17 protein-coding genes are annotated in these 25358 nt (G+C 70.5%); 11 read left to right on the forward strand and 6 right to left on the reverse strand.

Annotated elements, in window-relative coordinates; translation table 11 throughout:
- Nucleotides 1–295: 295 nt before the first annotated feature.
- From ACIBSV_RS45630 to ACIBSV_RS45640, 3 genes are all read left to right on the forward strand, one after another.
- Nucleotides 296–709 (forward strand): hypothetical protein, encoded by a 414-nt coding sequence (locus ACIBSV_RS45630; protein WP_395873432.1) that lies wholly within the window; start codon nt 296–298, stop codon nt 707–709.
- A gap of 279 nt (nt 710–988) precedes the next feature.
- The gene (locus ACIBSV_RS45635) at nt 989–1600 is read left to right on the forward strand and encodes a hypothetical protein (RefSeq protein WP_395873433.1); all 612 of its coding nucleotides are present in this window, start codon (nt 989–991) and stop codon (nt 1598–1600) included.
- 300 nt (nt 1601–1900) lie between these two features.
- Nucleotides 1901–2854 carry a hypothetical protein gene (locus ACIBSV_RS45640; protein WP_395873434.1) on the forward strand — a complete coding sequence of 318 codons (954 nt, stop codon included), beginning with the start codon at nt 1901–1903 and terminating at the stop codon, nt 2852–2854.
- Nucleotides 2855–2931: 77 nt separating this feature from the next.
- Here the strand turns inward: ACIBSV_RS45640 and ACIBSV_RS45645 are convergent, their stop codons facing one another.
- The 3 genes from ACIBSV_RS45645 to ACIBSV_RS45655 all read right to left on the reverse strand — a co-directional run bounded on the left by ACIBSV_RS45645 (nt 2932) and on the right by ACIBSV_RS45655 (nt 6582).
- Nucleotides 2932–3711, reverse strand: a complete 780-nt coding sequence (locus ACIBSV_RS45645; protein WP_395873436.1) for a tyrosine-protein phosphatase — start codon at nt 3709–3711, stop codon at nt 2932–2934.
- A 132-nt stretch (nt 3712–3843) separates the two neighbouring features.
- Nucleotides 3844–6090 carry a glycogen debranching protein GlgX gene (gene glgX, locus ACIBSV_RS45650; RefSeq protein ID WP_395873437.1) on the reverse strand — a complete coding sequence of 749 codons (2247 nt, stop codon included), beginning with the start codon at nt 6088–6090 and terminating at the stop codon, nt 3844–3846.
- Nucleotides 6091–6234: 144 nt separating this feature from the next.
- Entirely contained in the window at nt 6235–6582 is a 348-nt protein-coding gene (locus ACIBSV_RS45655) for a hypothetical protein (protein WP_395873438.1), read from the reverse strand.
- Between the two features lie 446 nt (nt 6583–7028).
- On the opposite strand from ACIBSV_RS45655, the gene ACIBSV_RS45660 reads away from it, so the two are divergent.
- The 3 genes from ACIBSV_RS45660 to ACIBSV_RS45670 all read left to right on the forward strand — a co-directional run bounded on the left by ACIBSV_RS45660 (nt 7029) and on the right by ACIBSV_RS45670 (nt 9879).
- Nucleotides 7029–7481 carry an NAD(P)H-binding protein gene (locus ACIBSV_RS45660; protein WP_395873439.1) on the forward strand — a complete coding sequence of 151 codons (453 nt, stop codon included), beginning with the start codon at nt 7029–7031 and terminating at the stop codon, nt 7479–7481.
- Nucleotides 7482–7734: 253 nt separating this feature from the next.
- Nucleotides 7735–8952 (forward strand): Ig-like domain-containing protein, encoded by a 1218-nt coding sequence (locus ACIBSV_RS45665; protein WP_395873440.1) that lies wholly within the window; start codon nt 7735–7737, stop codon nt 8950–8952.
- Nucleotides 8953–9105: 153 nt separating this feature from the next.
- Nucleotides 9106–9879: an enoyl-CoA hydratase/isomerase family protein gene (locus tag ACIBSV_RS45670; RefSeq protein WP_395873441.1), complete on the forward strand. Its 774-nt coding sequence runs from the start codon at nt 9106–9108 to the stop codon at nt 9877–9879.
- 79 nt (nt 9880–9958) lie between these two features.
- On the opposite strand, the gene ACIBSV_RS45675 is transcribed toward ACIBSV_RS45670, so the two are convergent.
- The gene (locus ACIBSV_RS45675) at nt 9959–10639 is read right to left on the reverse strand and encodes a response regulator (protein ID WP_395873442.1); all 681 of its coding nucleotides are present in this window, start codon (nt 10637–10639) and stop codon (nt 9959–9961) included.
- Nucleotides 10596–11885 (reverse strand): sensor histidine kinase, encoded by a 1290-nt coding sequence (locus tag ACIBSV_RS45680; protein WP_395873443.1) that lies wholly within the window; start codon nt 11883–11885, stop codon nt 10596–10598. Before ACIBSV_RS45680 ends, ACIBSV_RS45675 begins: the two co-directional genes overlap by 44 nt.
- Before the next feature lie 262 nt (nt 11886–12147).
- Here ACIBSV_RS45680 and ACIBSV_RS45685 point away from each other — a divergent pair, with 262 nt between their 5' ends.
- The gene (locus ACIBSV_RS45685; protein ID WP_395873444.1) at nt 12148–14460 is read left to right on the forward strand and encodes an MMPL family transporter; all 2313 of its coding nucleotides are present in this window, start codon (nt 12148–12150) and stop codon (nt 14458–14460) included.
- 84 nt (nt 14461–14544) lie between these two features.
- Here the strand turns inward: ACIBSV_RS45685 and glgP are convergent, their stop codons facing one another.
- Complete coding sequence (glgP, locus tag ACIBSV_RS45690) at nt 14545–17157, reverse strand: alpha-glucan family phosphorylase (protein WP_395873445.1); 2613 nt, start codon at nt 17155–17157, stop codon at nt 14545–14547.
- A 419-nt stretch (nt 17158–17576) separates the two neighbouring features.
- On the opposite strand from glgP, the gene ACIBSV_RS45695 reads away from it, so the two are divergent.
- From ACIBSV_RS45695 to glgB, 4 genes are read left to right on the forward strand one after another with little or no spacing between them, the layout of a single operon-like run.
- Entirely contained in the window at nt 17577–19874 is a 2298-nt protein-coding gene (locus ACIBSV_RS45695) for a maltotransferase domain-containing protein (protein WP_395873446.1), read from the forward strand.
- A complete protein-coding gene (gene treS, locus ACIBSV_RS45700) occupies nt 19871–21565 on the forward strand; it encodes a maltose alpha-D-glucosyltransferase (protein WP_355532028.1) in 1695 nt (564 codons plus the stop codon). The genes ACIBSV_RS45695 and treS overlap by 4 nt, the downstream gene beginning before the upstream one ends.
- Nucleotides 21562–23013 (forward strand): maltokinase, encoded by a 1452-nt coding sequence (locus tag ACIBSV_RS45705; protein WP_395873447.1) that lies wholly within the window; start codon nt 21562–21564, stop codon nt 23011–23013. Before treS ends, ACIBSV_RS45705 begins: the two co-directional genes overlap by 4 nt.
- A 48-nt stretch (nt 23014–23061) precedes the next feature.
- Entirely contained in the window at nt 23062–25341 is a 2280-nt protein-coding gene (gene glgB / locus ACIBSV_RS45710) for a 1,4-alpha-glucan branching protein GlgB (RefSeq protein ID WP_395873448.1), read from the forward strand.
- Nucleotides 25342–25358: the final 17 nt, after the last annotated feature.

Consider the following 25358-nt stretch of genomic DNA (forward strand, 5'->3'; position numbering starts at 1 on the left):
CGCCCGGCGCGCCCGCCCGCTCCCAATCCCCCCCCCGCCCCCCCCCCCCCCCCCCCCCCCCCCCCGCGGCGCCTGGGCCCCCGGGGGGGGGGGGGGGCGGGCCGGGCCCCCCCCCCCCCCCCCCCGCGGCCGTTCACCCACCCGCTTCCCGCGTCCGGTTGCGCGGTTTCGGCCGCGGGTGGGCCGAACAGGTGACGGAACCGCATCAACTCGTGAGTGTGGCCCGCGTGATCGGGTTCGGCGCGTTGGGATGGAGCCGCGGGGGTCCGCCACGACCCGATGAAGGTGCAGTCCCATGAACGACTCGCCGAACCACTCGTCCGACCCGACCGGCAACCCGTACGCTCCACGCCTGGTCGCCGCCGGCCAGACCTTCGACGTGATCGAGGTCGACGCGCGGCTGGGGCGCGAGGCGGTGAAGCAGTTGCGCGCGGCGGGAGTTCGGGTCGGCCCGGTGATCCACGACCGGCGCTGCGCCAAGATGGGCTTCCTGGTCCCGATCACCTCCCCGGCCCGCACGCGCCTGCGCGACCAGCGCGGCCCGAGCCGACACGGCCTGGGCGCCTGGGTCACCTTCCCGCCCGCGCGCGGCGAGAGCGGCCCGCTGGTCTGGTACATCGCCCCGACCGAGAACCCGATCCCCACCCCGCTCGCCCCACTCGACTCCGCCATCGCCCGCGCCGCCGCGACCCTGATCGATCACACCTGACCCACCGCCACCCTCGCCGGCCCCCGAACACGGCGCCACGACGCGGGCTCCAACCCACCGCCCCGACCGAAAAACCCGCCCCCACCCCCACCCCACTCGCGCGTCAGGCCCCCGAGCACACCCCCACACGATGCGGGCTCCGGTTCACCACCCCACCCGCCCCCGCACCACCCGCCCCGCCGCGACCCTGATCGATCACACCCGACCCACCGCCACCCTCGTCACACCCCCGAGCACGCCCATACGATGCGGGCTCCGGTCTGGTGATGGGGGCGACGGATGGGTGTGGTGGGACGCAAGGTCGGGGAGTTACGCGGCGAGGTGGTCGGGCACCTCTGGGTGCGGCGGCGGATCCGGCAGTGGATCTCGATCGGGTTCGTACTCGGGCTGATGCTCGGCGCGGCGGCAGCCGCGGGCGTGGCGGCGTTGTACTGGCCGGAGCAGGACAAGCCGCTGAAGATGACGATGCGCGAGGGGGAGATACCGGTCAAGGCGCCGGCCGTGCTCAGCGGTCCGGCCACGCTCACCGCTCAGGGGCTCACCTGCGGCATCGAGTGGATCACCGGCACCCACGCCGAACACTTCGCCCAGGGCCGGTTGTGCCGGGTCAAGGTCTCCATCGCCAACAACTCGCTGGCCACGGTGCAGATCGCCAACCTGGAGCAGCGCCTGGTCCTGCCCGACGGCACCCAACTGGCCATGGACCTGGAATCGATGGAGATCAAGCGCCAACTCCGCGAGTTCACCCTCGGCGCCTCCGACACCCTGGTCGAGGACCTCTGGTTCGACCTCCCCAAGAACGTCACCCCCACCGCTATCCTCCTGCGCGCCAACCCCGAAACCCCCCAGGGCCGCGCCGAACTCCCACAAAGGGACTGGTCGAGGAAATGAGGAAATAACGAGCCTGAGGCGCCCACATTCGGGCGTCATCCCCGGTGCGGCGGGATCGGTGGGCAACTCCTCGGCGAGGGCCTGGCGTTCGGCCTGATCATGGCGCCGGCGGGTGGTTCGGCGAGGGAAAGCCGGCCGATCGTGGACGCGTTGCGGGTCGTGGTACAGGCTCTGGGCGATGCCGACACCCCCTACCATCGGGGCGTGTCGGCGCCTGTACGGGGGCGCGTCGTCCAGAAAGGCGCACTTGTGACGCAGTCCTTCCACCCGCCCGGATCCCCCGGGGTAGACCGGAAGCCGATGTTCGCCTTCGGTTGGATTCCGCTGCCCAAGCGGGTCGCCGAGCGCTACTTCGTGCCCGACTACCGGCTGATCGGGCGCGACGTGACCCTGGAGCGGGTGCGCGTGATCCGGTCCTGGCTCGGCCTGGGCGTGCTGGTGTGGATCGCGGCCACCTACGGCGGCGGCGAGGACGCCGCCCAGGGCCTGATGACCAGCTTCGTCGCGTCCGTGTTCGTCGCGATCATCGCGTGCCCGATCGCGGTGGCCATCATCGTCGCCCTGACCCGCTCGGACGTACGCACCGAGACGCGCAAGAGCCTGATGTTGCCGCTGCGTTCGCTCGCGCTGTTCGTGCTCGTCTCGGTGGCCACGCTCGGCGGCCTGACCGCGCTGGCGTACGGGTCCAAGGGGGTCAACGCCGGCGCCAGCGTGGCCTCTTTCTTCATCACGGCGCTCGGCCTGGCCGTGTCGCTGTGGGTGCTGCGCTTTTGGATCCTCGCCGTGCGCGCGATCCCGCAACACCTGTTCCGCGCCGTGGACGGGCACCCGCTGCTGCCCGCGGTGATCGCGCCCTGGCTGTCGTGGTGTGGCGCGCTGATCGACCTCGGCGACGACGGCGGCAAGGGCGCGCTGCCGGTCGGCGTGCGGCTGGTCGGCACGCTGGGTGGCCCGGTCACCATCACCGTCATGTCGTTGTGGGAGATCCGCCGGGTTCGCAGCCGCTACGGCGTCACCTTCCGCGGCGGACCGCACCCCACCCGCAGGCCCGATCCGATCATGCCGCCGATGCCGCCGTTCCCGAGCCAGGCCAACCCGTGGCAGCAGGCTCCGCAGCCGCAGGGCCTCTTCCAACAGGGGCCGTTCCCGCCCACCCCGCCGCAGGGGCCCCACTCGCAACAACACCCGGCCTGGCGGCAGCAGCCCGGATACCACCAGCCCCCGCCGCCCCCGTGGGGCCCGCCGCGCGGCTGACCCCACCCGTCGCCGGGGGTGGCGACCGATCCGGCCCACCCCCGGCGCGCAGGCGGATGCCCGGTCCGTCGAAGACCTCAGTCCGTCGACAACCGCTCACGCAACCGCGCGACCTGCGCGTCGGTCACCCCCAGGCCGTCCCGCACATAGCCCTCGACCGACCCGTACAGCTCCTCCGCCGTAGAGAACGCCGTGTTCAGGTAGTCCTCGTGCACATCGAAGACCGGCTTGAGATGCGCGGGGTCAAAGCCGCGCTCGGCGATGTGCCGCAGGATCTCGCCGTTCTTGTCCTTGAGGTGCTCGGTGCTGGCCAGGTAGTCCTCGAACACGGTCGCCCGGGGCACCCCGAGCAGGGTGAGCAGCACCGCCGAGGTCCACCCGGTGCGGTCCTTGCCCTGCGAGCAGTGGAACACCGTCGGCACGTCGACGGCCGCCATCCGCGCGAACACCTCGCGGTAGGCGGCCCGGGCGCCCTCGGTGGTCACGAACCGTCGGTACACCTCGCACATCAGCTCGCGCCCGGCGGTGCCGCCGAGCAGTTCGCCCGCGCGATCCGGGTCGGCGAACACCTCGCCGAACAGCTCGTCGTTCTGCCGCCCCATCACGTCCGCGATCAACAGCTCCGCGCCCTGCGGCACCCGGTCCGGCTCGCGGTCGCGCTCGGTGTCCGAACGCAGGTCGATCACCAGGCCGATGCCCAGCCGCAGCAGCGTCGCGGCGTCCGCGGTGTCCACCTCGCCGAGGCCGTCGGAGCGGTACACGAGCCCCGTGCGCACCTTGCGGCCGTCCGCGGTGGCATGCCCACCCGCGTCACGGAAGTTCGGGGCGGTGACCAGGATCGGCGTCGGGGACGTCATGGTGCGCGGTCCTTCGCTTCGAGGAGATGCCGGGCGAGCAGATACCGAACGGGCGGCTGCCGAGTGAGTACCACCACCCTACGTGAGCGTACGGCGGGTTCACCCGGGACCCGCGCCCGCGCTCGCGCCCCGCTACGTGGGTGCCCACACCGCGTGCTCGACCCGCAACAACATGGCCGACCGCCCCGCCAGTCGCAGTCCGCTGCCCCCCGCGACCGGCTCGCTGTACCGCGCCATCGGGTCGCCCTCCAGCGCCGTGTCCAGGACCACCTCGTAGCTGTGCGCCCACGGCTCGTCCGGCAGCGTGAACCGCATCGGCTGCGAGGACGCGTGCAGGATGAACAGGAAGCTGTCGTCCACGATGCGTTCGCCGCGCGGTCCCCGGCGGTCGATGTCCAGGCCGGACAGGTACATACCCAGCGTCGCGGTCGGCGCGAACCAGTCCTTGCGGGTCATCTCCCGCCCGCCGGGAGTGAACCAGGCGAGATCGCGCAGCCCGTCCGGCGCGACCGGGCGGCCCGAGTAGAAGGCCCGCCGACACAACACCGGATGCGCGCGCCGCAGGCGGATCAGCCGGGCGGTCAGGTCGAGCAGCGGACGCCACTCCGGCGAGTCCAGCGCCGACCAGTCCAGCCAGGACATCTCGTTGTCCTGGCAGTAGGCGTTGTTGTTGCCCGCCTGGGTGCGGCCCATCTCGTCGCCCGAGGTGATCATCGGGACGCCGGTGGACAGCAGCAGGGTGGTCATCAGATTGCGGATCTGCCGCTTGCGCAGCGACACCACGTTCGAGTCCGACGTCTCGCCCTCGTAGCCGTGGTTCCAGGACCGGTTGTTGTCGGTGCCGTCGCGGTTGTCCTCGCCGTTCGCCTCGTTGCGCTTGCGCTCGTAGGTGACCAGGTCGCGCATCGTGAAGCCGTCGTGCGCGGTGACGAAGTTGATCGAGGCGTACGGGTTGCGGCCGTCGCGCTGGTACAGGTCGGACGAGCCGGACAGCCGGTACGCCAGTCCACGCACGTCCGGGCGGGCACCTCGCCAGAAGTCTCGGACCGCGTCCCGATACTGGTCGTTCCACTCGGTCCACAGCGGCGGGAACGCGCCCACCTGGTAGCCGCCCGCGCCCAGGTCCCACGGCTCGGCGATCAACTTCACCCGGGACAACACCGGGTCCTGGGAAATCACGGTCAGGAACGAGGACAGCCGGTCCACGTCGTGCAGCGAGCGGGCGAGGGCCGCGGCCAGGTCGAAGCGGAAGCCGTCCACGCCCATCTCGGTCACCCAGTAGCGCAGCGAGTCGGTGATCAGCTGGAGCACGTGCGGCTGGACCACGTTGAGCGTGTTCCCGCACCCGGTGTAGTCGGTGTAGTGCCGGCCGTCGTCGGCCATCCGGTAGTAGCCGGCGTTGTCGATGCCGCGAAAGCACAGTGTGGGTCCGGCCGGGCCGCCCTCGCCGGTGTGGTTGTAGACCACGTCCAGGATCACCTCGAGCCCGGCCGCGTGCAGCGCGTGCACCATGTCCCGGAACTCGTGCACCTGGCCACCGCGCCCGCCCGCCGAACTGTAGCCGGCGTGCGGCGCGAAGAAGCCCACCGTGTTGTAGCCCCAGTGGTTGGTCCGCCCACCGCGCAACAGGTGTTCCTCGGACACGAACTGGTGCACCGGCAACAGCTCGACTGCGGTCACCCCGAGCCGGACCAGGTGGTCGATCGCGGCCGGATGGGCCAGGCCCGCGTAGGTGCCGCGCAGGTGGTCCGGGACGCGCGGGTGGCGCGCGGTGAAGCCCTTGACGTGCAGTTCGTAGATGACACTCTCGGCCCACGGAATCTTCGGCCGGCGATCCTGCGACCAGTCGGCGTCGTCCGCGACGACCACCGACTTGGGTACGTACGCGGCCGAGTCGCGATCGTCGCGCACCGTGTCGTCCCGGCCGCGCACGTGCCCGAACACCGCGTCGTGCAGCGCGAAGTCGCCGTCCACCGCCCGCGCGTACGGGTCCAGGAGCAACTTGGCCGGATTCCACCGGGCGCCGCGGCCGGGCTCCCAGCGTCCGTGTACGCGGTAGCCGTAGCGCTGGCCCGGCCGCACGCCGGGCACGTAGCCGTGCCACACCCGGAAGGTCTGCTCGCGCAGCGGCAACCGGGTCTCGCGCGCCGTCCCGTCCGGGCCGTCCTCGAACAGGCACAGCTCGACCGCGTCGGCGTCGCCCGCCCACAGCGCGAAGTTGGTGCCCGCACCGTCGAAGCGCGCGCCCAGCGGCAACCGGCGGCCCGGCCAGGGCGGCGGCACGTGGCCGTTGGCCGTGGCGAAACCGCCGAGCGCGCCACGCGCGTCGACCCCGGGGTCCGTCGATTCCCACTCGAGCGTCACGGCCCGCCTCCCCATCCCGCTCCCCAGGATGTTCCCGCCGTGCCCCCACGCCTACACGCCCACGCACCCATGCGTGTAAGCCGCCGCGGCGGCATCCCCCGAGGGATGCCGCCGCGGCGGGCAACGATCGGCCGGGTCGGGGCGGCCGATCGGGTCTGCTCAGAACCAGGGGTGCCAGTGGTGGATCGCGGTCGAGGTCTCGGCGATGTTGGCGTTGTCCTGGTCGATCACCACGACGCCCGAGTTGCCGTTCACGCCCGCGGTGTTGTTCTGGTTCGAGGCACCCGCGCCGGTCGCGCTCTGCTGCGTGGCGTTGTAGTTGCCGTCGACACCGCCGAGCACGTTCCCGCTGCCACTGTTGGTGGTGGTGGAGGTCGTGGTCGACGCGTTCGAGCCGTTGTCGCCGACGGTGCCGTTGCCGCCGTCCGCGGCGGCGGCACCCGCGCCCAGGAAGAGCAGGCCGGCGGCGAGGGGAGCTACGGCGAGGGTGCCGAGCTTACGGTTCATGGGGATCCTCCGTGTATCGCGGATCCGGGCAGGGCCCGGGCGTCATCAGGTACGGCATCAGGTGGTGCACGGGCCGTCGCGGAGGGCGAACGATCCGACCCCGGAGACGACTTCGTGTGACCAAGCTGTCGCAAACAGTGACAACAAATCCAGTCATCCGGCCCGGCTTCGCTCGGGAGAGTGACATGGGAGCCCCGAAACCCCAACGAGCGCCGGTACGGAGGGTTGCGATCTCACCAGGATTTCCACCGATTCGGCGTAGAATTTCGGCCATTCTGGCCGAATTTCATGGCTTTGTCGATGAACGGTGAGTGACCGCAGCGCAGTTCCCTACCGGCCGAGCGCGGAAGAGCGCCTCAAGTCGTCGCGTGGGCCCCCATCGGGGGGCGCGCACTCCCGTCTTCACGCGAGCTTCACGAATACCGGGTTTGAGTTAGGTTGCCGGCATGCCTGTCGTCGTCACCGGAGCCGACCAGCCCCTCGGTCGCGCCGTCGCGTTCGAACTCGCCGCCTCGGGGGCCGAGGTGCGGGTCACCGTCCGGGATCCGGGCGCGGTCGGCGCGCTGCGCGCGGCCGGCCTGCGCGTCTCGGTCGGCGACCTGTCCGACCCGCTGCGACTGGGCGCCGTGCTGGAGGGCGCGCACACCGTGCTGCACCTGGATCGCGGCGCGGACGGAGCCGGCTCGCCGGGTGACACGTGGGAGTGGTTGCTGGAGGCCGCCGAGGGTACGGATCTCCAGCGGATCGTCACGGTCCTGCCCCAACCTCCGACCCGTTCCCTCGTACGGGGGTACGAATTGATCATCCGTCGGTTGCCCGCCGGCGACGCCGAGGGGCCCGGATACCCGGATCCGGCGCTGGTCCGCGAGTTGGTCGAGGCCGATCGTCGGGCCCGGTGAGGGACGTCGGCGCGGGCGGGCGACGCGAGAGCGACGCCGATCGTCCGGGAGGATGGCCTTGATCACCGCATTTGCCCGTTCATGACCGGGAATTCGGAACCGCGGTGGATGTTCGATTCGTCGAATGGGTTGTGGGATGTGGCTCTCGGCTCCGGCCGGGCCGCGGCTCGGCCCCGGATGAAGGGACTACCCGTACATGTCAGCAGGATCGAAGCCGCTCTCGTCGAGGCGGTCCGGGGCCCGATGGCGCGTGGTGCCCGCACTGATACTCGGCGTGCTCCTGCTCGTGTCGGGCTGCTCCGACGACGGCGGTGACGGCGGCAGGAAGACCGACGGCGGGAACACCGCGACCGCCAAGGGCGACCAGAAGAAGGGCGCCGATCCGGCGGCGATCACGCTGACCCCGGCCGACGGCGCGACCGCGATCGACCCGCAGGCCCCGATCACGATCGCGGTCAACGGGGGCAGGCTCGGCCAGGTCAAGGTCGTCAACGCGCGGAACGAGCCGGTCGACGGCACGCTCGACCCGGACGGCAAGACCTGGAAGCCCAAGGTCGCCTTCACCCTCGGCGGCAAGTACACGGTCGACGCGACCGCCACCAACGCCGACAACACACCCACCACCGCGCGCGCGACGTTCAGCACGGTGTCCGCCGACAAGAAGGTCACCGCGAGGTTCAGCCCCGAGGACGGCGCCACCGTCGGCGTCGGCTTCCCGGTGTCGCTGACCTTCGACTACCCGGTCCGGAACAGGGCCGCCGTGGAGAAGGCGCTGTCCGTCGACGTCGAGCCCAAGGTCGAGGGCGCCTGGCACTGGTTCGACGACACCCGGGTGGACTATCGGCCCAGGGACTACTGGGCGCCCGGCACGAACGTGAAGGTCAACCTGAACCTGCGCGGGGTCGACGTCGGAAACGGCGCGATCGCCAACCAGTTCAAGAGCTACAGCTTCAAGGTGGCCGCCACCAAGCGGATCGCGATGGTGGACGTGAAGGCCCACACGATGAAGGTGTACGAGAACGATCAGTTGATCAAGACCATCCCGATCACGGCCGGCAAGTCGCCGAAGTACAGCACGTGGAACGGGAAGATGGCGATCACCGAGAAATTCGAGAAGACCCGGATGAACTCGCAGACCGTGGGTCTGGGCAGCGAGTACGACATCGACGACGTGCCGTTCGCGATGCGGATCACCACGTCGGGCACCTTCGTGCACGGCAACTACTGGGCCGACCCGAGCGTCTTCGGCAGCGAGAACACCAGCCACGGCTGCGTCTCGATGACGAAGGAGAACGCCAAGTGGCTGTACGACCGGGTGATCCCGGGCGACGTGGTGGACATCTCCGGCTCCGACGAGCGCGTGGTGGACCCGGACAACGGCTTCGGCGACTGGAACGTGCCGTGGGACAAGTGGGTCGCGGGCGCGACTCCGGGCAGCGGCGCACCGACGACCACGACGCCGACGCACTGACGACCGCTCCGACGACCACGACGCCCGAGCGCCGACTCGACGCGCTTGACCCGGGGCCGCGACCCACGCGGTGGCGGCCCCGCTCGCGGCCTCGCCCGGTGCCGGCGCCTAAGGTCGGGTCGAACCCATCAGGGCTGACCGAAGGAGAGCGTCATGGGCGAATTCGTGAACCTGGAAGTGGCCGACGGCGTCGGCACGATCCGGCTGAGCCGGCCGCCGATGAACGCGCTGAACCGGCAACTCCAGGAGGAGTTGCGGGCGGCGGCGCAGGAGGCGGGCGAGCGGGCCGACGTGCGCGCGGTCGTGCTGTACGGCGGTGAGAAGGTGTTCGCGGCGGGCGCGGACATCAAGGAGATGGCCGACATGTCCTACGTCGACATGGCCGACCGGGGCGCCGCGCTTCAATCCTCGTTCACCGCGGTCGCCGAGATCCCCAAGCCGGTGGTCGCCGCGATCACCGGCTTCGCGCTCGGCGGCGGTTGCGAACTCGCGCTGTGCGCGGACGTCCGGGTATGCGCCGACACCGCGAAGCTGGGCCAGCCGGAGATCACCCTCGGCATCATCCCGGGCGCGGGCGGCACCCAGCGGCTGCCCCGGCTGATCGGCCCCGCCAAGGCCAAGGACCTGATCTTCACCGGCCGCTTCGTCGCCGCCGACGAGGCGCTCGCGATCGGCCTGGTGGACCGGGTGGTCCCGGCCGAGGACGTGTACGCCGAGGCGGTGAAGTGGGCGGCCCGATTCGCCCACGGCCCGGCCTACGCGCTGCGCGCGGCGAAGGAGGCGATCGACCGCGGCCTCGACGTCGACCTGGACACCGGCCTGGAACTGGAACGACTGCAGTTCACCGCGCTGTTCGCCACCGAGGACCGCGACATTGGCATGCGCGCCTTCATCGCCAAGGAAAAGCCCGAGTTCACCGGCCGCTGACCACCGCGCGACTCGAACCGACCGCGCCCGCGGAGCCGGTGCCGCCGCCCCCCGGCGCCACCGGCCCCCGGGCTCGGCGCTACGGCGTCCGGCCCGCCTGGACCACGCCGGATTCGTAGGCGAAGACGACGGCCTGGGCACGGTCGCGGACGCCGAGTTTGGCGAACAGGCCCGTGGCGTGGTTCTTGACCGTCTGGACGCCGATGCTCATCGACGCGGCGATCTCGGCGTTGTCCAGGCCGGCCGCGATCAGCCGCAGCACCTCCACCTCGCGCGGGGTCAGGTCGCGCAGGGCGGTCGCCGAGGGCTGCGGGGCCGACGGGGCCTTGACGAAGGACTCGATCAGCCGGGTGAGCAGTCGTGGCGCGACCGCGGCCTCGCCCAGGTGCACGGTGTAGACCGCCGCGATCAGATCCTCGGGCGACACGTCCTTGGGCAGGAAGCCGATCGCGCCCGCGCGCAACGCGCCGACCACGTACTCGTCCATGTCGAACGTGCTCAGCGCGAGCACCCGGCACTCGGGCAGTTCCTCGGACAGCCGCGCGGTGGCCTTGACGCCGTCGAGCACGGGCATCCGGATGTCCATCAGGATCACGTCCGGGTGCAGCCGATGTGCGGCCTCGACGGCCTGCGCGCCGTCGCCGACCTCGCCGATCACCTCGATGCCGGGGTCCGAGCGCAGAATCAGGGCCAGACCCCGACGCACGAGCGGCTGATCATCCGCCAGCAGCACGGTGATCGGGGGTGCGTCCAGGCTCATCTCGGTTCCAGTCCTCTCCAGGCTCCGCCGGCGGCAGCGGCACCAGCGCCGTCACACGGTAGCCGCCTTCCGGGCGCCTGCCCGCCACCAGCGTCCCGCCGTGCACCGCGACGCGCTCGCGCATACCCAGGAGACCGTACCCACCGCCCACCATCGCCGACCCACCGCCGTCGCCGTCGTCGCAGATCTCCACCAGGACCCGATCCGGTCGGTACTCCAACCGGACGAAGGCGCGCGCGTTCCCCGCGTGTTTGCGCGCGTTCGTGAGCGCCTCCTGCACGACCCGGTACAGCGTGAGCCCGGTGGCCGGCGGCAGCGACCGCGGCGCGCCGAGCACCTCGTACTCGGTGGGCAAACCCGCCGCGCACGAGTCGGTGATCAGCCGGTCGATCTCCGCGATCCCCGGCTGCGGCGCCGAGGGCGCCTCCTCGACGACGTCGGCGCCGCGCAGCACACCGAGCAGTTGGCGCATCTCGCGCATCGCGGTACGGCCGGACGACTCCAGTGTCACCAGCGCGGCCTTGGCGGTCTCCGGGTCGCGATCGAGGGTGGAGCGCGCGCCGCCGGACATCAGGTACATCGTGGTGATGTGGTGCGCGACGATGTCGTGCAGCTCGCGCGCGATCCGCCGGCGCTCGTCGGCCACCGCGCGATCCGCCAACAGCCGTCGGTTCAGCGCCACCTGGTCCTGCCGGCTGCGCACCCCGACGCCGACCGCGATCAGCAGGCAGATCGTCATCAGGTTGGGGAGCATCGCGAACGGCACCGACCAGCCGATCAGGACGTCGCGCGTCACCTGAGTCGCGAGCACCGCGGCGCCGGCGATACCGGCGACTCGGTACGAACAGAACCGGGCCACCGTGTACAGCCCGACCGCGAGGGCCAGGCCGAAGTTGTGCGTCGCCGGATCGGCGGCCCACACCGGCACCGGTTGCACCGCGATCACCGCGGCCAGTACCGGCACCGGATGCCGACGTCGCACGATCATCAGCACACCGCCGGCCGCGAGCAGCAGCACCGCGAGCACCGACATGTGCGGGCCGGCGCGGTGGCCGGTCGTGAGGTACGCGGCGACGTCGGCCGCCACACACGCGAGCGCGATCAGCAGGTCGTTCCGGGTCCACGGGAAGGCCCGGACCCGGCGCCGGACCAGCCGCAGCAGGCCCTTCGGCGGCCCGGGATCGGGCGCCTCCGGGTCCGGCTTGCTCGCCGGCGCCGAAGCGCCCGGCGCGACGACGAGGTTCATGCACCCATTCCATCCTCTTCGACCCTGTTCCTGAACCTCATCGCAGACGATCCGCACCCCCGGACCCGAGTCCTGGTTGTGCGGTACTCCCGGACCGAGGTCCCGGTCCATTCCCCTTCCGCCGGTCGATGTCCGAAGGGGAGTACGCGTGATGACATTGAGCCAATCCGGAGTTCCCGCATCGAGCTCCCGCGTTTCGATCCGACGGCGGAGAAGGAAAATGATCCGTAGAACAACCGCGTTCGCCACACGTCATCGATGGATGACCATCATCGTCTGGGCGGTTTTCGGTCTCGCCCTGACCGCCGTCGGAACACCGTTGATGAACAGCGTCACCGATTCCTCGACCGGTGACTTCCTGCCGAAGAAATACGACTCCGCGGCGGCCATTCAGATCGCCGAGAAGAAATTCGACGAGAAGCCCGACCCGAACGCGGTGACCGTGCTGGTCGCCCGTGCCGACGGTGCCAAGATCGGCCCGCAGGACCAGAAGAAGATCGCCGACACCACGGCCGCGCTGGCCAAGAAGCCGATCGAGGCGAAGCCCGAGCAGTTCGCCAAGGACTTCTCGCAGACGCCGAGCTACGCCGTGGGTGTGGTCGCCCCGGACGGGACGTTCCAACTGGTCTCGTTGTCGCTGGACGGCAATATGAACGACGTCGGTCTCCAGGACGTCTACCGGGACGCCCGTGATCTGGCGAAGACCGATTACGAGGCCGCCGGATTCCGGGTCGGATTCACCGGTGGTATCGCGAACACGGTCGACAACCTGGACGAGGAAGAGGACACCCAGGCGCTCGTCGGAATTTTGACGATGGGCCTTATCGTCCTGCTCAACGTATTGGTCTTCCGCAGTGTCCTGGCCGCGATATTGCCGCTGCTCGCGGTGACGTTCATCGGCGGTGTGGCGACCGGCGCGGTGGCCGGCAGCGCGAAGCTCCTGGACATCAAGCTCGACCCGTCCGTGCCGTCCCTGATCACCGTCGTGCTCCTGGGCATCGGCATCGACTACTTCCTCTTCCTGATGTTCCGCTTCCGCGAGCAACTGCGCGCCAACCCCGATCAGGACAAGCGCGAGGCCGCCGCGATCACCGCCGGCAAGGTGGGCAACGCGATCACCTGCGCGGCACTGACCATCGTGGCCGCGTTCGCGACCCTGGGCATCGCGAGCTTCGGTCAGTTCAAGGTGCTCGGCCCGGCCATCGCGGTCTCGGTCCTGGTGTGCCTGCTGGGCAGCCTGACCCTGATGCCCGCGCTGCTCGCGGTGTGCGGTCGCGGGATGTTCTGGCCGGCCCGGGCGTGGAAGAAGGAGCGTCCGGCGGGCTTCGCCGCCCGTCTGGGCGAGAAGGTCAGCGCGCGTCCGGTGCGCTACCTGGCCGGCAGCCTGGTCCTGCTCGGCGTGCTCGGCGCCGGTGCGGTGGGCGTCAAGATGAGCTACGACCAGGAGGGTCAGCCCACCACCAACGCGACCAGGACCGCCGACGAGATCTCCCGCTCGCTTCCGGCGGGCGTGTCGGACCCGCACACGGTCTACGTGCAGACCAAGGCCGGCGGCAAGCTCGACGAACGTTCGCTCACCGGGCTGACCGGTGCGCTGGGCAAGGTCGAGGGCGTGGGCCAGGTCGCCAAGCCGGTGCTCAACCCGGACGGTTCGGCCGCTCGGATCGATGTGTTCCTGGCCGCGAAGGCCGACACCCAGAAGGCGCGGGAGTTGATCACCGGCCCGGTCCGGGGCACCATCTCGAAGCACACTCCGGACGGCGCCGAGGCGCACATCACCGGAACGGCGGCCATCTTCGCCGACGTCTCGGACGCGGTGGACAAGGACCTCAAGCTGGTCTTCCCGGTCGCCGCGATCCTGATCGCGCTGATCCTGTTCCTGCTGCTGCGCTCGCTGCTCGCGCCGCTCGTGCTGATGCTCGCGGTCGGCCTCGGCTTCGTGGCCACGCTCGGCGCCGGAACGCTGGTCTTCCAGCACATGCTCGACCGACCCGGCGTGTCCTTCACGCTGCCGCTGGTGCTGTTCCTGTTCGTGGTCGCGCTGGGCACCGACTACAACATCCTGATGAGCGACCGGCTGCGGGAGGAGATGGACAAGCCGGTCCCGGCCCGCAAGGCGGTGGCCATGGCGGTCGAGCACACCGCGCCCGCGATCGCCACGGCCGGTCTCGTACTGGCCGGATCCTTCGCCAGCCTGGCGGCCAGCCCCGCGACCGCGGAGATCGGCTTCGCCACCGCGGTGGGCATCCTGCTCTCCTCGATGCTGCTCTCGATCGTGCTGGTGCCCGCGATCGCCGCGATCCTGGGTCGGGGCCTGTGGTGGCCGCGCCGGAGCGGCAAGGCCAAAGGGCACGGCGGCGGCACCGGCGCGCAGGACGCGTACGGCCACCCGGACTCGGACCGCACGCTCGTGACCGAGCCGCAGATGGCCGGCGGCTACGGGCCCGCGCCGTACCAGGGCGGGCAGCCGTACCAGGCTCAGCCCCACCAGGGACAGCCCTACCAGGGACACCCGTACCAGGGACAACACCAGCAGCCCTACCCGCCGTACCGCCCGGACCAGCCGCACGGCTGACCGAGCGATACCGCCGCGGAGAAAGCACGTTCGGGCCCCGCCGTCGACAAGGACGGCGGGGCCCGAACGGTCGAGCGAGTGCGGTCAGCGCAGCGCGATGCCCTCCGCGAAGCCCTCACTCTCCGGCGGCGCCGCGATCAGGCCCAGTTCGGCCGGACCCGCGAGCAGCGGATGGGTCGGCATCACCCGGACGGTGTAGCCGAACGGACCGGTCCGATCCAGGGCCAACGAGCCCTCGTAGAACCGGCGACCGTGCTCGTCCCGGTGCCCCGCCTTGAGCGGCGCCACCGTGCTCTCCACGATCCGGTCCGCGTCGTCGACCCGGCCGTGCACGACCTGGACCTCGACGTCGGCGGGCGCGAGTTCGCCCAGGGAGACGAAGACCCGCAGGTTCAGCGTGTTGCCGACCTCGGGGGCGTCCCCTATCCCGCCCGACTCCACGTGATCGACCCGGACGCCCGCCCAGGACCTCCGCACGTGCGCCTTCCACTCCGCCAACTCGCGCGCGGCCGCGCCGGTGATCGCCCGACCGGACAACGCCGCCGGCGCGTACAGCACGTCGACGTAGTCCTTGACCATCCGGTCCGCGAGCACCTTCGGGCCGAGCGTGGCCAGCGTGTGCCGGACCATTTCCAGCCACCGGGTGGGCAGGCCCTCGGGCCCCCGGTCGTAGAACCTGGCCGCGACCGAGTTCTCGATCAGGTCGTACAGAGCCCCGGCCTCGAGGTCGTCCCGGCGGTCCACGTCGGTGATCCCGTCGGCGGTCGGAATCGCCCAACCGTTCGAACCGTCGTACCACTCGTCCCACCACCCGTCCAGGATGGACAGGTTCAGGCAGCCGTTCAGCGCGGCCTTCATCCCCGAGGTGCCACACGCCTCCAGCGGGCGCAGCGGGTTGTTCAGCCACACGTCGCATCCGGGGTACAGGTGCTGGGCCATCGCGATGTCGTAGTCCGGCAGGAAGACGATCCGGTGTCGCACGTCCTCGCGGTCGGCGAACCTCACCAGTTCCTGGATCAGTCGTTTGCCGCCCTCGTCGGCCGGGTGCGACTTGCCCGCGATGACGATCTGCACCGGCCGTTCCGGGTGCAGCAACATCCCGCGCAACCTGGCCGGATCCCGCAGCATCAGGGTGAGCCGCTTGTAGGAGGGCACCCGGCGGGCGAACCCGATGGTCAACACGTCCGGATCGAGCACGCCCTCGATCCAGCCCAATTCCGCGTCGCCCGCGCCGCGTTGCTTCCAGGACGCGCGCAGCCGCAGCCGCGCCTCGGCGACCAGCTTCGCGCGCAGCCCCCGGCGCAGCTCCCACAAGGAGCCGGCCGAGAGCCGATCGATGGCCGCCCACGCCGAGGGGTCCTCGGTGAGTTCGACGCCCGCCTCGCGGCCGGCCAGGTCCAGCACATCGGCGTCCACCCACGTGGGCGCGTGTACGCCGTTCGTGATCGAGGTAATCGGTACCTCGGTGGTGTCGAAGCCTGGCCACAGGCCGTCGAACATGCCCCGGCTGACCCGTCCGTGCAGCTTGCTCACGCCATTGGCCCGTTGGGCGAGCCGCAGGCCCATCACGGCCATGTTGAACACGCCCGGATCGCCGTCCGGGTAGGTCTCCGCGCCGAGCGCGAGGACCCGGTCCACCGGAACCCCCGGACAAGCGAGGTCGCCGCCGAAATGCCGCTGGATCTGATCGCGCCCGAACCGGTCGATCCCGGCCGGCACGGGGGTGTGCGTGGTGAACACCGTGCCCGCGCGGGCGGCTTCGAGGGCCGCGTCGAAGTCCAGCCCCTCGGTCTGGGTGAACTCGCGGATGCGCTCGATGCCCAGGAAGCCGGCGTGGCCCTCGTTGGTGTGGAAGACCTCGGGCGCCGGATGACCGGTGATCTCGCAAAATGCCCGCAAAGCCCGTACCCCGCCGATGCCGAGCAGCATCTCCTGATGCAAGCGGTGTTCGCTCGTGCCGCCGTACAGCCGGTCGGTCACCTCGCGTTCGGCGGGCTCGTTCTCCTCGATGTCCGAGTCCAACAGCAGCAGTGGCACCCGACCGACCTGGGCCTTCCAGATCCGCGCGTGCAACTCACCCGTCGGGAGTCCGATGACCACTCGTGTGGGTGCACCGTCGGCACCCCGAAGGAGCGTCAGTGGCAACTCGTTGGGGTCCAGGAGGGGGTAGCGCTCCTGTTGCCACCCGTCCCGGGACAACGACTGCCGGAAGTACCCGTGGCGGTACATCAGGCCGACTCCGACGATCGGGACACCCAGGTCGCTCGCGGCCTTCAGATGGTCGCCCGCGAGGATGCCCAAACCGCCGCTGTACTGCGGAAGTGCCGCGGTGATGCCGTACTCCGGCGAGAAGTACGCGATCGCCGCCGGTGGCGCGTCGGGGCCGGGAGCAGCCTCCGACAGGGTTTGGTACCAACGAGGTCCGGTCAGGTATTCGTGCAGGTCTTCGGCCGCCACCCGCAGTCGGGCGAGGAAGCGGCGGTCGTCGGCGAGGGCGCCGAGTTTGTCGTTCGGCACGGTGCCGAGCAGGCGGACGGGGTCTCGGCCGACCGAGGCCCAGGTGTCCGGATCGATCGACTCGAACAGGTCGCGGGTCTCCGCGTGCCAGGACCAGCGGAGGTTCATCGCCAGTTCACCCAGTGGCTCCAGCGGAGCGGGCAGAACCGTACGCACGGTGAATCTGCGGATTGCTCTCACGCTGCGACCCTAGCCGGAAGGCGGCAGAACTTGCGACAGTGGATGCAGTGCGCTTGCAAAGCCGGCAAGATCTTGCGGATGGGTCTGGGGGCGTTTTTACACCATATGGACCGTGCCCCGAGCGACTTGACGATCGTTGAACAGCCGGGTCCTTCCGTCCCGCCGTATCGCGGACACACCAGACATCCACCGTCCACGATCGCGGGCCGGGCCCCACCCGGTCCCCGCCTGGTGGTCGCGTCACGAGCAATGGCCGCCGCGCAGCGGTGAGAGGTGGACCCGAGCGATCCCACCGGTCGCCGCCGGGTCGGTTTTCCGCCACTCCCGGGTCCGGCAATCGGGGTATCGAGTGGGTTTCCGTACGGGTGTATCGCGCGCGACGCGCACGGGATGCCCGTCCGTGGGTACAGGAGTTCGGCATGACCAGTTCGGCTGAGAAGGACCCCGGGGGCGCCCGCGCACCCCGGGCGGGGCAGGTCGCGGCCGACAAGGCCGCGGCACGGAAGACGACCGCCGGGAAGTCGAGGGCCGCGCGGCCCGAACCGACGTCGGCCACCGGGCCGGCGCCCGGTGCGACGACGAAGCCGGCACCCGAGGCGAGCGCGACGAAGGCGAGCACCGTGCGGCCCGAGCCGGCGCGGCCCCTTGCCGCGCAACCCGACGCGCCGCCCGCCGCGGCCAAGTCACCCGCGCGCGCCGGGAGATCGGCCAAACCGGTGACGCCGCGGATCGGGCGCATCCCGATCCTGGACGTCGAGCCCGCCGTCGACGGCGGCACCCGGCCGGCCCGGGCGATCCCGGGCGAGACGTTCCCCGTGGCCGCCACGGTCTTTCGCGAGGGCCACGACGCGGTGGCCGCGGGCGTGGTGCTGCGCGACCCACGCGGCCGGGCCGGCGCGCTCACCCCGATGCTTCCGGGCGCGCCCGGGACCGACCGGGTGCACGCGAGCGTCACGCCGACCACAGAGGGCCTGTGGTCCTACGCCGTCGAGGCGTGGGGCGACCCGATCGCCTCCTGGCGGCACGCGGCCGGCATCAAGATCCCGGCCGGCCTGGAGGTCGACCTGGTGCTGGAGGAGGGCGCGCAGTTGCTGGAGCGGGCCGCCGCCGGCGTGCCCAAGAAGGACGGCCTGCGGGCGGTCGTGCTGGCCGCAGTGGACGCGGTCCGGGACGAGACGCGCAGCCCCACCGAACGACTCGCCGCGGCACGGTCGAGCGCGCTGGACGAGGTGCTGGCCAGGCATCCGCTGCGGGAGTTGCTCACCAGCTCGGCGCGCCATCCGCTGCGGGTCGAGCGCGAGCGCGCGTTGTACGGGTCCTGGTACGAATTCTTCCCGCGTTCCGAGGGCGCGGTGGTGGACCCCGCCGGCAACCACCCGCCGCGCGGCGGCACCTTCCGGACCGCGATGGAACGCCTGCCGCAGATCGCCGCGATGGGCTTCGACGTGGTCTACCTGCCACCGATTCACCCGATCGGCCGGGCGTTCCGCAAGGGGCCCAACAACACGCTCGAGGCCGGCGAGCACGATCCTGGGTCGCCGTGGGCGATCGGCTCGCCCGAGGGCGGGCACGACGCGATCCACCCCGACCTGGGCACGATCGAGGACTTCGACGCGTTCGTGGCCCGGGCCCGCGAGTTGCGGATGGAGGTGGCGCTCGACTTCGCGCTCCAGGTCTCCCCCGACCACCCGTGGGTCGAGAAGCACCCGGAGTGGTTCCGGCACCGGGCCGACGGCACCATCGCCTACGCGGAGAACCCGCCGAAGAAGTACCAGGACATCTACCCGATCGACTTCGACGCCGACTTCGAGGGTCTGGTCGCCGAGACGTTGCGGGTGTTGCGGCACTGGATGGCGCACGGCGTGCGGATCTTCCGGGTGGACAACCCGCACACCAAGCCGGTGATGTTCTGGGAGGAGGTGATCGCCACGATCAACGCGACCGACCCGGACGTGATCTTCCTGGCCGAGGCGTTCACCCGACCGGCGATGATGCGCACGCTGGCCAAGGTCGGCTTCCAGCAGTCGTACACGTACTTCACCTGGCGCAACGGCAAGGACGAACTTCAGGAGTACCTCACCGAGTTGACCACCGGCGAGGCGTCCTCCTACATGCGGCCGAACTTCTTCGTGAACACCCCGGACATCCTGCACGCCTACCTGCAGTACGGCGGGCCCGCCGCGTTCAAGATCCGGGCCCTGCTCGCCGCCACGCTTTCCCCGACGTGGGGCGTCTACTCGGGCTTCGAGCTGTTCGAGCACCGCGCGGTCAAGGCGGGCAGTGAGGAGTACCACGACTCGGAGAAGTACCAGTTCCGCCCGCGCGACTGGGCCGGGGCCGAGCGCGAGGGACGCTCGCTGGCGCCGTACATCACCACGCTGAACCGGATGCGCCGACGCCACCCGAGTCTGCAACGTCTGCGAAACCTGACCTTCCATCACGTGGACGACGATGCGGTCATGGCCTTCTCCAAGCGCACCCGTGTGGGTGATGTCGACGACCTGGTCCTGGTGGTGGTGAACCTGGATCCGCACCACACGCACGAGGCCACCGTCGCCCTGGACCTGCCCGCCCTCGGGTCGGACTGGCAGGACACCTTCGCGGTGCAGGACGAGTTCACCGGAGCCGGCTATCGCTGGGGTCGGCACAACTACGTGCGGCTGGATCCGGCGCACGAGCCCGCGCATCTCTTCTCGGTCCGGAGGAACAGCCCGTGATCGTCAACGAACCCGTCCGCGACACCTTCGACGACACCCCGTCGCGGGATCGCGATCCCCTGTGGTTCAAGCGAGCCGTCTTCTACGAGGTCCTCGTGCGGTCCTTCCAGGACAGCAACGGGGACGGGGTGGGCGACCTGAAGGGCCTGACCCAGAAGCTGGACTATCTCCAGTGGCTCGGCGTCGACTGCCTGTGGTTGCCGCCGTTCTTCGCGTCGCCGCTGCGCGACGGCGGCTACGACGTGGCCGACTACACCGCGGTGCTGCCCGAGTTCGGCGACCTCGCCGACTTCGTCGAGTTCGTCGACTCGGCGCACAAGCGCGGCATGCGGGTGGTGATCGACTTCGTGATGAACCACACGAGCGATCAACACATGTGGTTCCAGGAGTCGCGGAACAACCCGGACGGGCCGTACGGCGACTACTACATGTGGGCCGACGACGACAAGGCGTACGGCGACGCCCGGATCATCTTCGTCGACACCGAGTCCTCCAACTGGACCTACGACCCGGTGCGCAAGCAGTACTTCTTCCACCGCTTCTTCAGCCACCAGCCGGACCTCAACTACGAGAACCCGCGCGTGCAGGAGGAGATGCTGGCCGGGCTGCGGTTCTGGCTGGACCTGGGCATCGACGGGTTCCGACTGGACGCGGTGCCGTACCTGTTCGCGCAGGAGGGCACCAACTGCGAGAACCTGCCCGCGACCCACGAGTTCCTCAAGCGGGTGCGCAAGGAGATCGACGACAAGTACCCGGACACCGTGCTCCTGGCCGAGGCCAACCAGTGGCCCGAGGACGTGGTGGACTACTTCGGCGACGGCGACGAGTGCCACATGGCGTTCCACTTCCCGGTGATGCCGCGCATCTTCATGGCGGTCCGCCGCGAATCGCGTTACCCGGTCTCGGAGATTCTGGCCGGGACCCCGTCCATCCCGGACAACTGCCAGTGGGGCATCTTCCTGCGCAACCACGACGAGCTCACCCTCGAGATGGTCACGGACGAAGAACGCGACTACATGTACAAGGAGTACGCGAAGGACCCGCGGATGCGGGCCAACGTGGGCATCCGCCGTCGGCTCGCGCCGTTGCTGGACAACGACCGCAACCAAATCGAGCTGTTCACGGCGCTGCTGCTGTCGCTGCCGGGCTCGCCCGTCCTGTACTACGGCGACGAGATCGGCATGGGGGACAACATCTGGCTCGGCGACCGCGACGGTGTGCGCACGCCGATGCAGTGGACGCCGGACCGCAACGCGGGCTTCTCCACGTGCGATCCGGGTCGGCTGTACCTGCCGAACATCATGGACCCGGTCTACGGCTACCAGGTCACCAACGTCGAGGCGCAGATGTCCAACGCCTCCTCGCTGCTGCACTGGACCCGCCGGATGATCGAGGTGCGCAAGCAGAACCCGGCCTTCGGGCTCGGTGTGTACAACGAGCTGACCTCGTCCAATCCCAGCGTGCTGGCGTTCCTTCGCGAATACGAGGACGACATCGTGCTGTGTGTTCACAACTTCTCGCGCTTCGCCCAGCCCACCGAGCTGGACCTGCGGCAGTTCGAGACGTACGAACCGGTCGAGTTGCTCGGGGGGGTGACGTTCCCCGCGATCGGCGAGCTGCCGTATCTGCTCACCCTCGCGGGGCACGGTTTCTATTGGTTCCGCCTCACCCGTGGAGAAATGACGCTGTGACGGATTCCACCCGACCCCACGATCCGACTGCCTCCGCCGTGATCGCCGTGCTGCGCGACTGGCTGCCGCAGCAGAGATGGTTCGCCGGCAAGGGCCGACCTCTTCGTGGGGTCGGTGTGGTCCACAGTCTCGAAGTGGTCTCCGGCGATCCCGCGCTGCACCACGTGCTGCTGCGGGTCGAGCACGGTGCCACGCCCGAGCACTACCAACTCCTGCTCGGGGTTCGGGGCACCCTGCCGGACCGGCTCGCGCACGCGGCCATCGGCCGGTTGCCCAACGGCAGCAGCCTCTACGACGCGGTGCACGACGCCGAGCTGACCCGGTGGTTGCCGGAACGGTTCGTCGCCGCGGACACCGTCGGCTCCCTGGCCTTCCACCGGCCCGGCGCGCAGGCCCCCGACCCCGAACACGTCGGCCTGGTGATCGGCGCCGAGCAGTCGAACACGTCGATCATCTTCGGCGACGACGTGATCCTCAAGCTGTTCCGGCGCGTGGTGCCCGGCGTCAATCCGGACCTGGAGGTCTCGCTCGCGCTGGCGGGCGCGGGCTCGCGGCGGATCCCGGCGCCGATCGCCTGGTTCGACATGCCGTTCCCGGACACCGACGCCGAGCCGACCACGCTCGGCCTGCTCCAGGAATACCTGCGCACCGGCACCGACGGCTGGGAGTTGGCCAAGACCTCGGTCCGCGACCTGTACGCCGGCCAGGAGGTGCGCGGCGCCGGTCCGCACGCGCACGAGACCGGCGGCGACTTCGCCGGCGAGTCCTTCCGACTCGGCGCGGCCACCGCCGAGGTGCACGCCGACCTGGCCCGCTCGCTGCCCACCTCGGTGGCGGGCGAGGCGGAGTTGGCCGCGATCGCGCAGGACATGGAGCGCCGATTGCACGCGGCGGCCGAGGCGGTGCCGGAGTTGGCGCCGTTCACCGACCGGCTGCGCGAGGCGTATCAGGACCTGGAGACGCTGGGTCGGGACGGGCATCCGGTCCCGTTGCAGCGCATCCACGGCGACTTCCACCTCGGTCAGGTGATGCGCACCGCCACCCGGTGGGTGCTGCTCGACTTCGAGGGCGAGCCCGCCCGGCCGCTGAGCGAACGACGCTCGCTGCACTCGCCGCTGCGCGACATCGCGGCGATGTTGCGCTCGTTCGACTACGCGGCCCGGCACCTGCTCGCCGGCGGTGGCGGGTTCTGGGGTCGCGGGGCGCCCGCACCGCACCTGGTGCGCCGCGCGGAGGAATGGGCCACCCGCAACCGGGAAGCCTTCTGTGCGGGGTACGCCGACGCGGGTTCGTTCGACCCGCACTCCGAGCCCGTGTTGTTGCGGGCCTTCGAGACCGACAAGGCCGTGTACGAGGTCATGTACGAGTCGGGCAACCGACCCTCGTGGCTGCCGGTGCCGATGTCGGCGATCCGGCGGCTGGCCGAACGCGCACCGCAGCCGCACTGACGACCTGTCGATTCCGTTTCAGCACCCACGTCTCAGGAGGTCCCATCCGTGACGGCCCGTCCGCACAGCACCGCGTCATCCGAGGGCGGCGGGGTCGCCGGCCGTCCCGCTCCGCGTCGGAGCACGCGCAGCCGCACCCGCCCGGCCGGCACCCCGGTGGTACCGCCGCTGGCCGCCGACGAGTTGCGCCGGCTCGTGGAAGGCGGTCATCACGATCCGCACGGGCTGCTCGGCCCGCACCCGGACGTACCCGGCGTCGACGGCGTGGTGGTGCGGGTGCTGCGGCCGTGGGCCCGTGAGGTGATCGTGGTCACCGGCGAGCACCGGGTCGAGCTGACCCACGAGGCCGAGGGCCTGTTCACCGGTCTGTTGCCCGGCTCGACGGTGCCCGACTACCGGCTGGAGGTCCGCTACGAGGGCACCGAGCTGCACACCGACGACCCGTACCGGTTCCTGCCCACCCTGGGCGAGTTCGACCTGCACCTGATCTCCGAGGGTCGGCACGAGCGGCTGTGGGAGGTGCTCGGCGCGCACGTGCGCTCCTTCGAGACCGCGAACGGACCCGTCGCCGGCACCTCCTTCGCGGTCTGGGCGCCGAACGCGCGCGGTGTGCGGGTGGTCGGCGACTTCAACTACTGGGACGGCATCGCGCACCCGATGCGTTCGCTCGGCTCGTCCGGGGTCTGGGAGCTGTTCGTTCCCGACGTCGGCGACGGCACCAAGTACAAGTACGAGATCCTCGGCCGCGACGGGGTGTCCCGGCAGAAGGCCGACCCGCTGGCCTTCGCCACCGAACTGCCGCCCTCCACAGCGTCGGTCGTGCACACCTCGACCTACTCCTGGGCGGACAAGGAGTGGTTGGAAAAGCGCGCCGAGGTCACCCACCACACCTCGGCGATGAGCGTGTACGAGATCCACCTGGGCTCGTGGCGGCCGGGCCTGAGCTACCTCGAACTCGCCGAGCAGTTGCCCGCCTACGTCACCGAGATGGGCTTCACCCACGTCGAGCTGCTGCCGGTGGCCGAACACCCGTACGGGCCGTCGTGGGGCTACCAGGTGTCCTCGTACTACGCGCCCACGTCGCGCTTCGGCAGCCCCGACGAGTTCCGCCACCTCGTCGACGCGCTGCACCGCGCGGGCATCGGCGTGCTGGTGGACTGGGTGCCGGCGCACTTCCCCAAGGACGCGTGGGCGCTGGCGCGGTTCGACGGCACACCGCTGTACGAGCACCCGGATCCGCGCCGGGGCGAACATCCGGACTGGGGCACGCTGGTCTTCGACTACGGCCGGCACGAGGTGCGCAACTTCCTGGTCGCCAACGCGGTCTACTGGTGCGAGGAGTTCCACATCGACGGCCTGCGGGTGGACGCGGTCGCCTCGATGCTCTACCTGGACTACTCGCGCGAGCACGGTCAGTGGGCGCCGAACCAGCACGGCGGCCGGGAGAACCTGGACGCGGTCGCCTTCCTCCAGGAGATGAACGCGACGCTGTACCGGCGGGTGCCGGGGGTGTTGACCATCGCCGAGGAGTCCACCGCGTGGGACGGGGTGACCCGCCCCACCGACGGCGGCGGGCTCGGCTTCGGCTTCAAGTGGAACATGGGGTGGATGCACGACTCGCTGGAGTACATCCAGAAGGAGCCGATCCACCGCCAACACCACCACAACGAGATCACCTTCTCGCTGATGTACGCCTGGAGCGAGAACTACATCCTGCCGATCAGCCACGACGAGGTGGTGCACGGCAAGCGCTCGCTGGTGGACAAGATGCCGGGCGACCGCTGGCAGCAGATGGCCAACGTGCGCGCCTATCTCGCCTTCATGTGGGCCCATCCGGGCAAGCAGTTGTTGTTCATGGGCTCGGAGTTCGGCCACGGCGCGGAGTGGTCCGAGGCGCGGGGTCTGGACTGGTGGCTGCTCGACCACGCCGAACACCAGGGCATCCAGCGGCTGGTCCGCGACCTGAACACGGTGTACCGGGGCAGGTCCGCGCTGTGGACCCAGGACACCCGGCCGGAGGGCTTCTCCTGGATCGACGGCGGCGACGCGGCGTCCAACGTGCTGTCCTTCATCCGGATCGGCGCGGCCGGTGAGCAGTTGGTCTGCGTGTGCAACTTCTCCCCGGTGGTCCGCGAGGACTTCCGGGTGGGTCTGCCGCACGCGGGCCGCTGGCGCGAGGTGCTCAACACCGACGCCGGCGGCTACGGCGGCGCCAACGTCGGGAACCAGGGCGAGATCACGGCCGAGGAGTCGGAGTGGCACGGCCGCCCGGCCTCGGCGACGATGACGCTGCCCCCGCTGGCCACGGTGTGGTTCGTGCCCGAATAGCACTCGACGCGCCCCGG

The sequence above is a fragment of the Embleya sp. NPDC050154 genome (genome assembly GCF_044460165.1).
Classification (GTDB): Bacteria; Actinomycetota; Actinomycetes; order Streptomycetales; family Streptomycetaceae; genus Embleya.